This window comes from Metabacillus sp. GQ13 (genome assembly GCF_059758525.1).
In genome coordinates, this window is sequence record NZ_JCAXET010000008.1 from 1 (window position 1) to 14,679 (window position 14,679).

At 36.0% G+C, this 14,679-nt stretch carries 13 protein-coding genes; 8 read left to right on the plus strand and 5 right to left on the minus strand.

Going from position 1 to position 14,679, the window contains the following annotated elements; genetic code table 11:
* Positions 1-202 precede the first annotated feature (202 nt).
* Positions 203-1,276 carry a DUF3900 domain-containing protein gene (locus AC6CHR_RS11180; protein WP_498248825.1) on the minus strand — a complete coding sequence of 358 codons (1,074 nt, stop codon included), beginning with the start codon at positions 1,274-1,276 and terminating at the stop codon, positions 203-205.
* A 190-nt stretch (positions 1,277-1,466) separates the two neighbouring features.
* Here AC6CHR_RS11180 and AC6CHR_RS11185 point away from each other — a divergent pair, with 190 nt between their 5' ends.
* On the plus strand, positions 1,467-2,636 hold the full coding sequence (locus AC6CHR_RS11185) for an LL-diaminopimelate aminotransferase (protein ID WP_498248826.1): 1,170 nt from the start codon (positions 1,467-1,469) through the stop codon (positions 2,634-2,636).
* A 265-nt stretch (positions 2,637-2,901) separates the two neighbouring features.
* Here AC6CHR_RS11185 and AC6CHR_RS11190 read toward each other — a convergent pair whose 3' ends face one another.
* Entirely contained in the window at positions 2,902-3,243 is a 342-nt protein-coding gene (locus AC6CHR_RS11190) for a four-helix bundle copper-binding protein (RefSeq protein WP_498248828.1), read from the minus strand.
* Between the two features lie 234 nt (positions 3,244-3,477).
* Here AC6CHR_RS11190 and AC6CHR_RS11195 point away from each other — a divergent pair, with 234 nt between their 5' ends.
* The gene (locus AC6CHR_RS11195) at positions 3,478-5,544 is read left to right on the plus strand and encodes a choice-of-anchor I family protein (protein ID WP_498248829.1); all 2,067 of its coding nucleotides are present in this window, start codon (positions 3,478-3,480) and stop codon (positions 5,542-5,544) included.
* A gap of 423 nt (positions 5,545-5,967) precedes the next feature.
* Here the strand turns inward: AC6CHR_RS11195 and AC6CHR_RS11200 are convergent, their stop codons facing one another.
* From AC6CHR_RS11200 to AC6CHR_RS11210, 3 genes are all read right to left on the minus strand, one after another.
* Positions 5,968-7,545 carry a glycine betaine ABC transporter substrate-binding protein gene (locus AC6CHR_RS11200; protein WP_498248830.1) on the minus strand — a complete coding sequence of 526 codons (1,578 nt, stop codon included), beginning with the start codon at positions 7,543-7,545 and terminating at the stop codon, positions 5,968-5,970.
* 21 nt (positions 7,546-7,566) lie between these two features.
* Positions 7,567-8,679 (minus strand): ABC transporter ATP-binding protein, encoded by a 1,113-nt coding sequence (locus tag AC6CHR_RS11205; RefSeq protein ID WP_498248832.1) that lies wholly within the window; start codon positions 8,677-8,679, stop codon positions 7,567-7,569.
* A gap of 214 nt (positions 8,680-8,893) precedes the next feature.
* Entirely contained in the window at positions 8,894-9,259 is a 366-nt protein-coding gene (locus tag AC6CHR_RS11210) for a carboxymuconolactone decarboxylase family protein (protein WP_498248834.1), read from the minus strand.
* Between the two features lie 271 nt (positions 9,260-9,530).
* Between AC6CHR_RS11210 and AC6CHR_RS11215 the strand changes: the two genes are divergently transcribed.
* The 6 genes from AC6CHR_RS11215 to AC6CHR_RS11240 all read left to right on the plus strand — a co-directional run bounded on the left by AC6CHR_RS11215 (position 9,531) and on the right by AC6CHR_RS11240 (position 14,435).
* Positions 9,531-9,776: a transcriptional regulator SplA domain-containing protein gene (locus tag AC6CHR_RS11215; RefSeq protein ID WP_498248835.1), complete on the plus strand. Its 246-nt coding sequence runs from the start codon at positions 9,531-9,533 to the stop codon at positions 9,774-9,776.
* Positions 9,777-9,788: 12 nt separating this feature from the next.
* Entirely contained in the window at positions 9,789-10,817 is a 1,029-nt protein-coding gene (gene splB, locus AC6CHR_RS11220; protein ID WP_498248836.1) for a spore photoproduct lyase, read from the plus strand.
* Positions 10,818-10,956: 139 nt separating this feature from the next.
* Positions 10,957-11,127: an asparagine synthase gene (locus AC6CHR_RS11225; RefSeq protein WP_498248838.1), complete on the plus strand. Its 171-nt coding sequence runs from the start codon at positions 10,957-10,959 to the stop codon at positions 11,125-11,127.
* A gap of 388 nt (positions 11,128-11,515) precedes the next feature.
* The gene (gene map / locus AC6CHR_RS11230; protein WP_498248839.1) at positions 11,516-12,256 is read left to right on the plus strand and encodes a type I methionyl aminopeptidase; all 741 of its coding nucleotides are present in this window, start codon (positions 11,516-11,518) and stop codon (positions 12,254-12,256) included.
* 248 nt (positions 12,257-12,504) lie between these two features.
* Complete coding sequence (locus AC6CHR_RS11235) at positions 12,505-12,723, plus strand: heavy-metal-associated domain-containing protein (protein WP_498248840.1); 219 nt, start codon at positions 12,505-12,507, stop codon at positions 12,721-12,723.
* Between the two features lie 638 nt (positions 12,724-13,361).
* On the plus strand, positions 13,362-14,435 hold the full coding sequence (locus AC6CHR_RS11240) for a branched-chain amino acid aminotransferase (protein ID WP_498248841.1): 1,074 nt from the start codon (positions 13,362-13,364) through the stop codon (positions 14,433-14,435).
* The last annotated feature ends 244 nt before the right edge of the window (positions 14,436-14,679 follow it).

Here is a 14,679-nt window from a genome sequence, read left to right on the forward strand (position 1 = left end):
AAATTTCAGGAGCTTCTTTTTTTGTATTAAATGAGAAATCTTAAATCACAAACTTATAGACCGTTTTTTAGTTTTATTTGGTTACAGGAGCGGTCACATTTACGGTCACTAAAATGGTGAAAACTGCTTTAATACTGCGTGTTTTGGGTTCATTACAGTAGTCAAAAAAGCCCTAATTACGGAATCCACACCTCAATTCCTCCTAATACTCGCCTACACCCTTCCCGCTAATCTTCTCAATAATCTCACCCAACTCATCAGGTCGATGAAACTCAATCGGCGAAACACCCTTCTCAAACTCAATCGTATCTGCCTCAACAAGTAACACATATCGTCCATTAATCTTACCTAAATGAACATTCTCGCCAAAATCGGCAAGCAAACCTTTAATATGAGTATCACCAAGTTTCATCTTCAGCTCTGCTTCAGGTGTATGCTCTACTATCATAGCAGTTGCCTCTACAACCTGTTCTGTTGTCAGTCGTTCTTGAATTTCACGCTTTGGACTTGCTTCCCAGATTTCTATTTCATGCTCGAATTGTTGGCGTTCTTTACTGTTTTCTTCATACGTCTCATACACGTGTTCTTGAACCATCGTCATGACTTGTGTCTTCATAATCTCTGGCATTGATTCGCCATATTCAACGAATTTTAAGAAATCCTCAAAATAGCGGGCGTGTGAGGATTGGTGGATTTTTAGTTCACCTGTTTCGACCATTCCTTCTTCTGGCATGTAGGGGTACTGGATTGACTTCATGTTTTTTGTTGTGATCGCCATTTCAACTTTTCGAATTAATGTTGCTTCGTCAGCAATTGAGGCAACTTTTGGTTCAAAGTCACATTTCATGATGAATAAAAATTTATGATCAAAGTATTTTCTTGGAGTAGCTGATGCAACTAAAAAGGCACCACCACGAACAGCACTTGTGTCTAGGTACGCTCGAATGAATTGTTCACTTGTTTCCATAAAGTCTTCTTTTGTAGATGCAATCAGAGCGCGATGGAATTGATTGTAGTTTGGGTTGGAATCAAGCTCATGTCCAGGTTCGACAATAAAATAACCTAGCTTTGTGGGAACCTGTTCAGACTTCGGATGTTTATCAACTTTTCGCTTTACAATTTTTTTTAACTCACCATCTAAAAAATCTTTCAGTGCACTATTTTCATATTCAATTTCATTCAATGTTTGGAAGTGTTTATAGTGTTTATTAGAATCTTCTTCACTTCCTTCGACATGAATGACATAAAAGGACAAAAAATTCATTTGGAATTCCATTATTTCATCACCTAACTTTACATTTGTTCAGCCTGTTTATTATAGAGACATGATAGACTTTCGTCAATGTTCATTCAATTACAATTCATTCGTTATTTTTGTATAATAACTAGTATGATACACATGTTTTCTGAATTTATATAATTATATAAAAATACTATTGCTATTAGTTTACTTTGGGGGTTTACAAATGAATTTACTATTATCAAAAAGAATGAATTCTTTTCAGTCATCGATCTTTAGTGAGTTGTCACTATATAAGAAGAAAAAAGTAGCGGAAGGGGCGAACATCATTGACCTTAGTATTGGTAGTCCAGATTTACCGCCGCCTGTATTTGTTACAGAAACAATGGCTGAAGAGGTACTGAAAAATGATCAGTATGGTTACTCGTTGACAGGTACGAATGAGTTTAATACTGCTGTTGCTGCTTATTATAATCGGAACTACAAAGTGGATTTAGATCCAAATCAAGAGGTGCTGCTACTAATGGGGTCTCAAGATGGGCTTGTGCATTTACCGATGGTGTTTGCGGATCCGGGTGATCTTATTTTAGTTCCTGATCCTGGTTATACAGCATATGCAGCTGGAATTTCAATGGCTGGTGCTATACCTTATTTCATGCCTTTGGAAAAGAAGAATCAATTTTTGCCAGACCTATCAGCTATTCCAACTGAGATATGTCTACAAGCAAAACTGATGATATTAAACTTTCCGGGAAATCCTGTCCCAGCATTAGCTAATGAAGCGTATTTTACAGAGGTAATCCTCTTTGCGAAAAAGCATAATATAATTGTGCTCCATGATTTTGCGTACTCAGAGTTATATTATGAGGCTAATAAACCAGTAAGTTTTTTATCGATAGAGGGAGCGATGGAAGTTGGTGTGGAGATGTCCTCGTTCTCTAAAAACTATAGTATGGCAGGTAGTCGGATCGGCTATTTAGCTGGAAATAAAGAGATCGTCCAAGCTATGAAACAATTAAAAAGCAATCTAGATTATGGTGTGTTTTTGCCGGTTCAAAAGGCTGCTATACTTGCTTTAGAAGAAGGGGCATTATTTTGTCAGAACAATAGGAGGATCTATCAGGAGAGACGGGATGTATTAATAAATGGTTTAAAATCGATAGGGTGGAAGGTTGAGAAGCCTGATGCTGGGATGTTTATCTGGGCAAAAGTTCCGAGAGGTTGGTCATCAATTGATTTTACGTATGCTTTGATCGATCGTGCAAATGTCGTTGTTACACCAGGACACGCATTTGGTCCTCATGGGGAAGGGTATGTTAGGATTGCGTTAGTGCAGGAAGTTGATAAACTTAGGGATGTTATATCTGCAATTCAGCAAGCGAATATTTTTAATTGAGTTACGAGTAATCATTGGTAGTCTTTATAGTAGATAATTGACTCCTGTTGAGATAAGTACTTGTATGGTGTTTGTCTAACCTTATACAAAACCTATACGATTCTAAGGAGGAAGGGCGTATACTATTCTTTTTTAATTAAGTGAGTTAGTAAAGTCTACTTGTCAGTTGGAGGGAAGCTGTTATATTTTTTAGTGAAATAGCAGATTTATAAAAACTAATTATTGAAAGCCTATGGCAAACTTGAGTTTGCCATAGGCTTATTAATTACGATTCATAAGCACCTAATTTTCGACATTCTTCAGCACACTTTAAGCAAACTTCAGCACATTTTTGGCAATGATCATGTTGGTGTTGTTTACATTCATCTGCACATTCTTGGCAAATAGTCGCACAAAGATTTGCTATTTCTTTAACGTACCTCGAACCACGACCGATGGCTTGTTCTAAATACGAGCAAATATCTGCACACTCCCGATCCAAACGAATACATTCAGCCATCTTTTTGTTGAGATCTCTTTCCTTTAAACAAGCGTCGAAGCAATGGTTACTAGTATTTTTACATTCATTTAATATATTGATGAAAGATTGGTAACTATCTTGAGTCATAAGTACCCTCCTCGAAATTTGCTATCCCTTATCTAATAACCTTAATTAGAATCTATTAAACATGTAGGCGATAGAATGGTATAACCATCTTTTGAGAATTCTTACTCTTCTATAACTTCAAAATTCGTCGAAAATTGATAAATTTTACAAAAACATTACAATTCTGTAAAAGAGTCTTTAAATCTTTCTAGTAAACTCATAAGGTCTATTAAGATTACTAGGAGGATAAAATATATGTTAAAAAGATTTCTTTCAAGATCCATTTTAACTGCTGCATCATGTGCTTTGTTGATTGCTCCACTTCATGCTGAAGCAGCTGAACAGTTAACGACGAATGAGGCTGATTCGAGTGAAGCTCTTCATATTGAATTACTTGGGCGATATTCTAGTGGTGCGGAAATTGGCGAGGGTGGTACAGAAATTGTTGTCTACGATTCTGTTACACACCACGCATTTTCTGTGAATGGTGCTGCAAAAGCACTTGATATAATTGATTTATCTGGATTAGGAAGTGGTGACCAAAAAATACCTCTGCTAAAACAGATAACTTTATCTGATTTAGGTGTGTCAGCATCAGATGTAACAAGTGTTGCGATCCATCCAGAAGGGAAGTTTATTGCTGTTGCTGCACCGGCTGAAAATAAAGTAGACCCAGGACATGTTGTGTTTATGACCACCGACGGGGAATATCTAACCCATGTACAAGTTGGTTCCTTGCCGGATATGTTAACTTTTACATCGAATGGAGAAAAGGTTTTAGTTGCAAATGAAGGTGAGCCGAATGATGATTATTCCGTCAATCCGGAGGGTTCAGTTAGTATAATTGATGTCTCATCCGGTGCAGGGTCAATTAACTCTGAAGCGGTAAAGAATGTCCAATTCTCCAATGAAGTCATAGGGGATGGTGTGCGAAAGGTTCATCCTGATAGTACTTTTCAAGAAGATTTAGAGCCTGAGTATATCGTAATTGATGACGATAATCAGTTTGCTTATGTTGCCTTACAAGAAAACAATTCAATTGCGAAGCTTGATATTGCTAACGAAAATTTTGTTACGGTTAAGAGTTTAGGTTATAAAGATTTTTCAAACGAAAATAATCGTTTTGATGCATCAAATAAGGACGGTGGGATCGCAATTAAAAATTGGCCAGTTTTATCAATGTACATGCCTGATGGAATGGCTTCCTATACAGTAAATGGTCAATCCTATATATTATCTGCAAATGAAGGAGATGCCCAGGATTATGATGGCTTTTCAGAGGAAGAGAGGGTAGCTGGCTTAGCAGACGCTGATTTATATGATTTAAAGGCTGATTTATATGCAGGCTATTCACAAGCAGAGCTTGATCAGCTTATTGAAGATGGTCTATTTAACGAAGAGCAGCTAGGTCGATTAAATACTACAACACAAGTACCTGTCAACCAAGAAGGGAAGTATGAAGCTGTATACAGCTATGGCGCTCGTTCCTTCTCGATCTGGAATGCGAATACATTGGAGCTCACCTACGATAGTGGGGCAGATTTTGAAGAAATAACAAAAAAGGTTTATCAAGAAGCTTACTTTAATTCTAATAATGATGAAAATAGCTTTGATTCTAGAAGTGATGATAAAGGTCCTGAACCAGAATCAGTAACGATTGGGCAAATTCAAGATAGTAATTATGCTTTTATTGGATTGGAACGGGTCGGTGGAATTATGATTTATAATATAGATAATCCTGCAACGCCTTCTTATAACAAGTATTTCTCTAGTCGTGTATTTAATGAAACAGAAGATGTAACAGCAGCTAATGGTGATGTAGCACCTGAAGGACTAACATTTATACCGGCTGAAAATAGTCCAAATGGTCAAAATATATTACTTGCAGCACATGAAATTTCAGGTACAATTGCCGCCTATCAAATAGGTATAGAAGTAGAAGAAGTACCTGATAAAGAAGAGGAACCTTCTAATGAGGAAAAGACACCGCTACCTGAAGGTCAAAATGAAGATGACGACGTACCACCGACACCAAAACCAGAAGGCAATGACATTGAGGGAGAACCTAAAGTAGAACCTGAAGGTGGAGGCGTAGAAGAAGGATTACCAGTAAAACAAGTCAAAGATGACGGAGAAAATAAAGGGCAGGATATAGCGCCTAAAAAATTGAGTTCTGATCAAATGGAAAACAAAGAGCTAGTGGCTGGTAACAGATTACCTGACACGGCAACTATGAATCCTTATTTTCTCCTACTTGGAACCATAATTAGTGCGATAGGATTCATCCTATTAAAACGACGTAAAGGTGATGTTCATAGTTAATAGTTAAATCCTTTTTACAAGTGTAATGGATACTATGAGACGTAAAAAGCGATTGATCCTAGATCTAATCGCTTTTTAAATAAAGGCACTTTTCGCAAAGATTGTTGTTTTTCGTACATAGCTCTACTTCACGGAACTAGCCTATCTTCGTGCTCTTTTCGCTTATTTATATAGTCTTATTCTTTTGAAGTGACAGGAAGTAGTACAATAAAAATCCAAAAACCGATTTTTAAATGTAAAAACAACAAACTTTTAGAAAAGAGCCTAAATAAAATACAGGTTTGTCATCGAGTTAATCTTGCCGGTTTTTGTCGAACGGTCAATATCTATATGATATCGGTTGAAATAAAACGGATTCGGAACAATAAGCTTTGAATAGTGGACAAAAAAGGGAAGGATCTAGACGGAAAACCCCAATTACAGTCAATCAATTAGACCTTCTTCTTTAAGATATTCTACAGCTACATCTTCGTATTGTCGTTTATCAATATCAACCTTTGCATTCAATTCCTGCATTTTCTCGTTATTAATTTTCCCAGTTAACATGCCAAGTACATTTTCTAATTCAGGGTATTTTTCCAAAGTATCAGCCCTTATAACAGGTACTGCATAGTAAGGAGGGAAGAAGTTCTTATCATCCTCTAAAACCTGTAAATTAAATGCTGGAATCCGACCATCGGTGGAAAATGCGTCAATAATATCCACTTCATCATTTTTAATGGCGCTATACATAATTCCAGAATCCATTCCCTTTGTGTCACCAAATTCAAAATTGTAAGCTTCCTTTAGTCCAGGGTATCCATCTGGACGCTCCAGAAATTCAGGTTCAGAACCTAGAGTAAGTTCTGGTGCGATTTGTTTAAGGTCAGAAATAGATGAAACTCCCCACTTTTTTGCATTATCTTTTTTAATTGTCAGGGTGTATGTGTTGTTAAAACCGAATGGATCTAACCAAACTAACTTATAATCATCTTTAAACCTTTTTTTCACGAGCTCATACACTTTATCTGGGTCACTGACAATATCTTCTTTTAATATGCTTAATAAGGCTGTTCCTGTATATTCCATATATAAATCATAACTTCCTGAATTGACTCCTTCAAACGTTGGGGCTGTTCCTCCGAGAAAAGATTCGTATTGAACATTAAGATCCGTATGTTCCTCAATTAGGTGACCCATGACATAGACCATGATTTCTTGTTCTGTAAAATTTTTTCCGGTGATGGTTATCGTATCTTTTCCACCGCCACTTCCGTTAGCAAACTGGGCAATAAATGCAGATATTGGCAGGACTAAAAGTAATCCGACAACAACCCATTTACGAATATTTCCTTTATTTTTATTTGCTTTTTTGTCATTTTTGAGACCATTCGGAGTTACATCAGTTTCTAACAATTTCAATAAATAATCAAACAGAATGGCTAATAGTGCTGAAGGAATGGCACCACCTAATATTAAGCCGGTGTTATACGTTTGCAATCCCCTGAATATTAAGTCACCAAGACCACCAGCACCAATTAAACCGGCAATCGTTGCGACACCAATGATTAAAACAGTTGCTGTCCGAATTCCTCCCATAATCACACTTAGTGACAATGGTAATTCGACCATCCAAAGGACTTGGCGATTGGTCATGCCCATACCTACACCTGCTTCTATTGCGGACCGTTCCACTCCGACGATCCCTAAATAAGTGTTCCGTAAAATAGGGAGTAATCCATAGACGGTTAAAGCAATGATTGCTGGTGCCTGACCAGTCCCTATAAACGGGACTAAGAAAACGAGTAATGCAAGACTTGGTATCGTTTGAAACACACCAGTTATGCCGATAATCGTATCAGCTATTCGGCGATGACGTGTCAAATAAATACCAATTGGAACGGATATGACGATTGCGATAGCGATAGAAATGAGCGAAAGGTACATATGCTCTAAAATAAGGCCCCAAATTGTTGGCCAACGATTAACAAAAACATCTACTGTACTAGTAATGATATCCATTTAATACACCCCCTACCATGTTCACTCAATGATTTGATCGACTATATGCTCTACTAGGCTTGCGCGGGTGACTACTCCAAGAATCTTCTTATCATCGATGACTGGAATAAACCCATAACTTGATTCGTTTACAAGCTGAAATGCTTTTTCAGCAGTATCATCAAGTTTAAGGGTTACAACGTTAGGATCCATGACATCTTTTAATGTCAATTCTTCTTCCTTAAATCGCTTTTGAACATCCCATACCGTTGCAATACCAAGAAAGGTGTCTTTATTGTCGACTACCACTAAGCTATCGACCCGTTTTCTTCGCATTAGTTTCAGTGATTCTGCTAGACCACGGACTTGGTTTGCAGTAACGGGTGTTACCATCAATTTCTTTAAATTAGGTAGTGAGATATTTTCCTGCAATCGATCTTCTCCTATAAAACTACGAACAAACTCATTAGCTGGACGTCTGATAATGTTTTCAGGGTGATCTAGTTGAACAACCTCGCCATCTTTCATAATACAAATGCGATCAGCAATTTTTAATGCCTCATCCATATCGTGGGTAACGAAAACGATGGTCTTACGTATTTCTTGTTGTAAACGGACCAATTCATCTTGAAGCTGCTCCCGACTTATTGGATCAAGTGCACTGAAGGGCTCATCCATCAAAATTATTTTGGGATCTGCAGCCAATGCTCGGATAACGCCGATCCGTTGCTGTTGCCCACCACTTAATTCGGAAGGATAACGATCTCCATATGTTTCAGGGTCTAATCCAACCATCTCCATCAGTTCATTCACTTTAGCTATGTATTGCTCTTTTTTCCATTTCTCAAGACGTGGAACTAAAGAAACGTTTTCCTTAATACTCATATGTGGTAAGAGGCCGATTTGCTGAATGACATAACCGATTGTCCTGCGAAGTTTTACTGGATCTTCTTTTGAAATATCTTTTCCTTCAATGGTAATCATTCCGCCTGATGGCTCAATAAGTCGATTGATCATTCTCATTGTTGTTGTTTTACCTGATCCACTTGGTCCGATAAGAACGAGTAATTCACCTTCTGTTACTTGAAATGAAATATTTTTAAGTGCTTTAAAACCGTCCTGAAATGTTTTAGATACATCTTTAAATTCAATCATTTTTACACCTCCTAGCTTTTTCATAAACAATTCATTTAAAGTTAAGATTCTAGGTTTTGAGTTTTCTTTAGCTATTTCCTTAGCTATATCTTATTATTCAAGATTTAGGTTCTGTAAGGTTTTTAAATTAATGGTCTTAGAAAGAGAAAAAGGACAGCTATTAACCTATGCTGTCCTTAAATTGATAAGGATAGTTGTACAACGTTACTTTATCTTACTGTGTCAATTGGTTCAGTTCTTGAATAGACTCCTGTACGAGGGTTACTGCCTGACTCATAGCGGCACCTCCGCCAAATGCTGCTGTCACGCCAATAGCTTCGAGGATTTCTTGTTCAGAGCATCCCTGGTCAATACAACCTTTTGTATGGTAGATAATACAATATTCATCTTGCGAGTAAAGGCTAATCCCTAAAGCAATTAACTGTTTTTCCTTTTGAGAAAGAACACCTTCACTAAAGCATTCCTCTGTGAACGAATTGTAAAGCTCTGCAAGTTTAGGCATTTTCTCAGTGAATGTACCTAAACCAGCTTTATAATGATGAAGGGTTGCTTCAGTTGAATTTCTAGCTTCAAATTCCATACATAATTCAGCTCCATTTTCATTGTTTTAAATAAAGGTTCTTTAGCCAGTTTTTTTCAGGTCCAAGAGCAATAAACTTTTTGAAATGCACATCAATCAAAAATTAGTATGAGCCAAACTAGAAGTGTTTATGACACTCTTCATTACAGAGAAGCGAAAGATTTTACAGCTTTTCACTAGGAATTTGAGACTTCCATAATAAAGTAAACATAATTAAACCGATACTAGAGAAAATGATACTAAATAAATACTGAAGGGAAAGGTGATTAAAATGGATTTAAATACTGAATATTCACCTTATCAAGCTGGTGATATTGTTTATGTATTTTATCGGAATCCCCACACACAAGATGTAGCAAATATTCAGGAAGCGGCCGTCGTAAACAATCCTGAAAGCCCAGGTGAATTAGCGTTATTTTTGTACGAGACTTACTATCCATTATCAAATGAAGTGGCTGTATATACGAATGAAGAAGAGGCAGAACAAGCCTATCAACATTACTTTGGGGATTTTTAAAGGGGATAACAAATGATGAAACCATTTACACCACAGCTTGTCTATTTCGAACCTAAAGCATTAGATTATCCGCTTGGAGTAGAACTTAAAGAAAAATTCACTAATATGGGGATGGAAATTCGCTACACAACTTCACATAACCAAATTAGAAATTTACCAGGAGATAGCGACTTTCAGAAATATCGTGTTGCTAAGTCTACGTTAGTTGTTGGGATTAGAAAAACATTGAAGTTTGATACTTCAAAGCCCTCTGCAGAATATGCGATTCCTTTCGCAACAGGCTGTATGGGTCATTGTCATTATTGTTATCTACAAACGACGATGGGGACGAAACCTTATATCCGTACATATGTAAATGTTGATGAAATTCTAGGAGCGGCTGATCAATATATGGATGAAAGGGCACCAGAAATAACTAGATTTGAGGCTGCTTGTACATCAGACATTGTAGGGATTGACCATTTAACACACACACTAAAACGAGCAATTGAACATTTTGGAGAATCTGAGTATGGTAAGCTAAGGTTTGTTACAAAGTTTCATCACGTTGATCATTTACTTGATGCAAAACATAATGGGAAAACGAGGTTCCGTTTCAGCGTTAATGCAGACTATATAATTAAGAATTTTGAACCAGGAACCTCACCATTGGATAAACGAATAGAGGCAGCTGGCAAAGTTGCACGAGCAGGTTACCCTCTAGGGTTTATTGTTGCACCGATTTATTTGCATGAAGGATGGGAGCAGGGCTATTATTATATGTTTGAGCGTCTTGATGCAGAATTGCCTGAAGACGCAAAAAAAGATTTAACCTTTGAATTTATTCAACATCGTTTTACAAAGCCCGCTAAGCGAGTAATCGAAAAAAATTATCCCATGACTAAATTAGAATTAAATGAATCTGAACGTCGTTATAAATGGGGGAAATACGGTATCGGAAAATACATCTATCAAAAAGATGAAGAAGAGGATATTAAAGAACATCTTTATTCTTATATGAAGAAGTTTTTTCCAGATGCAAAATTAGAATACTTTACTTAAGGCTTTCATTACGAAAACACTTAATTATAAATACGGAAACTAATTGAGGTCATTAAAAGGTAGAGGATACAACCACTATAGTCGGAAATAATAAGAAAGGTGTTTGAGACACTAATAAGCATTGTGGAGGGAAATTACTATGAATACACGTGAAGGCTTAATTCCTACTGCATTAGGTTCAGTTGTTACGGTGACTGGATATGCTTTAAAGCGAAAACGTCAATCGAATCAAATGGTTGCAAATACTGTTTTTGGATTTGGCTTAGCACACGTTGTATTGGGTGTAATAGACCTTGTTCAACACCGTTGATAATTAAAGAAAGGAGTGTGAGCTATTACAGGCTTGCACTTTTTTCTTTGTGTAAGGATCTATCAAATAAACGAGTATACCAAAATAATTTGAATGTTAATCTCTAACTATAATTCACCTCCTTGGATTTTTACCAAGATTAGAGGTAAAATATGATACATAGTTCATTTTTTAAGCTCTTTTCTATAAGTTGTTGCTTTTACACGTATAAAAATCGGCTTTTGAATTTTTATTGTACTACTTCCTGTTACTTCAAAAGAATAGAACCAAATAAATAAGAGAAAAGAGCACGAAGATAGGCTAATTCCTTGAAGTAGAGTTATGTACGAAAAACAACAATCGTTGTGAAAAATGCCTTTTTTAAAAAAAATATAAAGTAGGGGAAAATATGATTGCAAAAACGGAAGAAGATATTAATGGTTTAAAAGAAATTGGCAAGATAGTTGCAGCCATTCGTGATGAATTGGTTAGAAAAACAGAGCCTGGTATAACAACGAAAGAATTAGATGATATTGCTGGAGAACTTTTTGGGAAAGCTGACGCTATTTCAGCTCCTAAAGGTGAATATGATTTTCCAGGCTTTACTTGTATAAGTGTCAATGAAGAAGTGGCCCATGGTATCCCTGGAAAACGGATTATCCAGGAGGGAGATCTCGTAAATATAGATGTTTCAGGCTCGAAAAATGGTTACTTTGCTGATACAGGCATCTCATTTGTAGTAGGTGAAGGAGATGAGACACTTACGAAATTATGTGAAGTTGCCAAAATGGCATTTGAAGCTGGCCTCAAGAAAGCAAAGCCAGGTTCAAGAAAAAGCGGAATCGGCAAAGTGGTTCACCAAACAGCGAAAGCAAACGGATTAACTGTTATTAAAAATCTTACAGGACACGGGATAGGCCGAACAATCCACGAGCATCCTGATCATATTTATAACTACAACGACACATGGGATGATGAAATATTAAAGGATGGAATGGTTATTGCATTTGAACCATTTATTTCAACAAATGAAGAAGAGGTCTATCAAAAAGATGATGGTTGGACATATGTTACGGCCAATAGTTCTGTAGCACAGTGTGAACACACACTAATTCTTACGAAAAATGGACCAATTATTATAACACTCTAAGTGATCTAGCTACTGAAAATTAACTTAAATTTTTTCAAATAATGAATAGTCACTTTGTAAAAGGGGGAAAACTTCGCTCTTTTATAAAGTGGCTTTTTAGGCTTTCTTACTTATTAAAAAACAGATGGTGGTTTAACATATTCAAACTAATCGGAACTAATTATCTCTTGGCCATAACTATGTTAATTTCCGGCTAACAAGGGAATAGATAAGGAGATTGTGAAAAAGACATTTAAGGAGGAGATCGAATGAAGACAGTTACCTTTTCACTTGATAATGGAAATGAAGATTTGTATAAGGAGCTTGAAAATACACTTACTAAAATAGAAGGAATTGAACGAGCTCTAATTGATGTAAAAGATGGAAATCTAACAATTGAATTTAATGATGAATTAATTGATTCTGAAAAAATTCAAGACGCCATAGTAAAACAAGGTGCAAATCCAAGTATAAAGACAACAAACTAAGAAGAAAACGGATATATACTAAAGTGTAATGATCAACTTTAAAAAAAGTATTGATCCTATATGCAGTATAAAAGAAAAAGCTTCCATTAACAGACACTTAATCTGGTGTCTATTTTTTATTGTCTAAGAAATGAAATGAAAAATGGTTCTTGTACTTAGGATTGAGCTCGACATCCAGCTCCAACAGTCCATCTTTGAAAAAGGCGGATGCTGAGCCATTAGTGAACTTCACCCTTCTCCATAAGATAAGTAAATATCGCGTCGCTTTTGTTCTTTGTGTTTCCCTTATCTCAAGCGGAGTGCTCCAATTCATACATCGCTGAATGGGATTTTGCGTTTTTGTTGTTAGTTTAGAAAAGTAAAAACGTTATAGTTTTCGCTTGGAATTGCTTGTTAATCTGGATAAAGTATTAATGTGTGAGCGGTAAAACTTATACAAATATAATATGTGTATATATATGGAAATAATATTTTTATAGATTATTTTGAATCTTTTGTCGAAAAACTGTTGTTAACTCGTTCGTAAAAGTTATAAAATAGAATAATACAGATAATTGATAGGTAATCGTATATGAAAGTAAAAAGTAATTCATTCGCTTTTCGTTACTTTTAATTTATTTTGAACTGGAGAGTTAGCTATGACAAACAAAATTGATATTACATTAAGCACTACAAAAAAGGATAAACCTAAATCTAATGAATTAGAATTTGGTCGAATTTTCACAGATCATATGTTTGTTATGGATTATAGTTTAGAGAAAGGTTGGTATGATCCGAAAATCGTGCCGTATGCACCAATTTCCTTGAGCCCTTCAACAATGGTATTTCATTACGGTCAAACTGTTTTTGAAGGCTTAAAAGCTTATCGAACAAAGGAAGACAAGGTGCTGCTGTTTAGACCTGATAAAAATATGCAACGTCTAAATCTATCAAATGACCGTCTCTGTATACCAGAAATTGATGAGGAATTTGTAATTGAAGCGTTAAAAAAACTAGTAGATATAGATAAGGATTGGATCCCAACATCAGAGGGAACATCATTATATATTCGTCCATTCATCATTCCAACTGAATATTACTTAGGTGTTGCTCCATCGAAACATTATCGTTTTATGATTATCCTCTCACCTGTAGGCTCTTATTATAAAGAGGGAATTCATCCTGTGAAAATATTTGTAGAAAACAAATATGTTCGTGCTGTTGATGGAGGGACTGGAAAAGCTAAAACAGGTGGTAATTATGCATCTAGCTTAAAAGCACAGGAAGAAGCCGAAAAAGGCGGCTATTCTCAAGTGCTATGGTTAGATGGGGTTGAGAAGAAATATATCGAAGAAGTTGGAAGTATGAATATTTTCTTCAAGATTAACGGGGAAGTGATTACACCAGCTATCAACGGTAGTATTCTTGAAGGTGTTACCCGAAACTCAATTCTTCAATTGTTAAATCATTGGGGCATTCCTGTTTCTGAACGTAAAATATCGATGGAAGATGTTTATAAAGCTTATAAAGATGGATTATTAGAAGAAGCATTCGGTACGGGTACAGCTGCTGTTATCTCACCAATAGGCGAATTCTTCTATAACGAAGAAGAAATGATCCTTAACAATGGTGAGACAGGAGAACTTTCTAAGAAATTGTATGATACTCTGACTGGAATTCAAACCGGTACACATGAAGATATCTTTAACTGGGTTGTTGAAGTAAAAGAATAATTTACCATTAAACGATGGAGATCACAATCATGTGGTCTTTTTTTTGTTTTCTAGAAAAATTAAAAATTCTTGAACTATGGATAGCAATGAAATCCAGCTCCAATTCTTACGTCGCTATACAGACTCTTGCGATTTTGATTTAGGGGAAATTATAAATAAAAACAGTTCTAATGGCACATTAAAAATATGAAACATTTTTAATTACTAGTTCGTCTAATAAGTAGTGTATATATTGAAAAAATAA

Bases quoted from the DNA above. Each gene is read 5' to 3' on its own strand.
- AC6CHR_RS11180 (WP_498248825.1), bottom strand. From the start codon at position 1,276: ATGGAATTCCAAATGAATTTTTTGTCCTTTTATGTCATTCATGTCGAA.
- AC6CHR_RS11185 (WP_498248826.1), top strand. From the start codon at position 1,467: ATGAATTTACTATTATCAAAAAGAATGAATTCTTTTCAGTCATCGATC.
- AC6CHR_RS11190 (WP_498248828.1), bottom strand. From the start codon at position 3,243: ATGACTCAAGATAGTTACCAATCTTTCATCAATATATTAAATGAATGT.
- AC6CHR_RS11195 (WP_498248829.1), top strand. From the start codon at position 3,478: ATGTTAAAAAGATTTCTTTCAAGATCCATTTTAACTGCTGCATCATGT.
- AC6CHR_RS11200 (WP_498248830.1), bottom strand. From the start codon at position 7,545: ATGGATATCATTACTAGTACAGTAGATGTTTTTGTTAATCGTTGGCCA.
- AC6CHR_RS11205 (WP_498248832.1), bottom strand. From the start codon at position 8,679: ATGATTGAATTTAAAGATGTATCTAAAACATTTCAGGACGGTTTTAAA.
- AC6CHR_RS11210 (WP_498248834.1), bottom strand. From the start codon at position 9,259: ATGGAATTTGAAGCTAGAAATTCAACTGAAGCAACCCTTCATCATTAT.
- AC6CHR_RS11215 (WP_498248835.1), top strand. From the start codon at position 9,531: ATGGATTTAAATACTGAATATTCACCTTATCAAGCTGGTGATATTGTT.
- splB (WP_498248836.1), top strand. From the start codon at position 9,789: ATGATGAAACCATTTACACCACAGCTTGTCTATTTCGAACCTAAAGCA.
- AC6CHR_RS11225 (WP_498248838.1), top strand. From the start codon at position 10,957: ATGAATACACGTGAAGGCTTAATTCCTACTGCATTAGGTTCAGTTGTT.
- map (WP_498248839.1), top strand. From the start codon at position 11,516: ATGATTGCAAAAACGGAAGAAGATATTAATGGTTTAAAAGAAATTGGC.
- AC6CHR_RS11235 (WP_498248840.1), top strand. From the start codon at position 12,505: ATGAAGACAGTTACCTTTTCACTTGATAATGGAAATGAAGATTTGTAT.
- AC6CHR_RS11240 (WP_498248841.1), top strand. From the start codon at position 13,362: ATGACAAACAAAATTGATATTACATTAAGCACTACAAAAAAGGATAAA.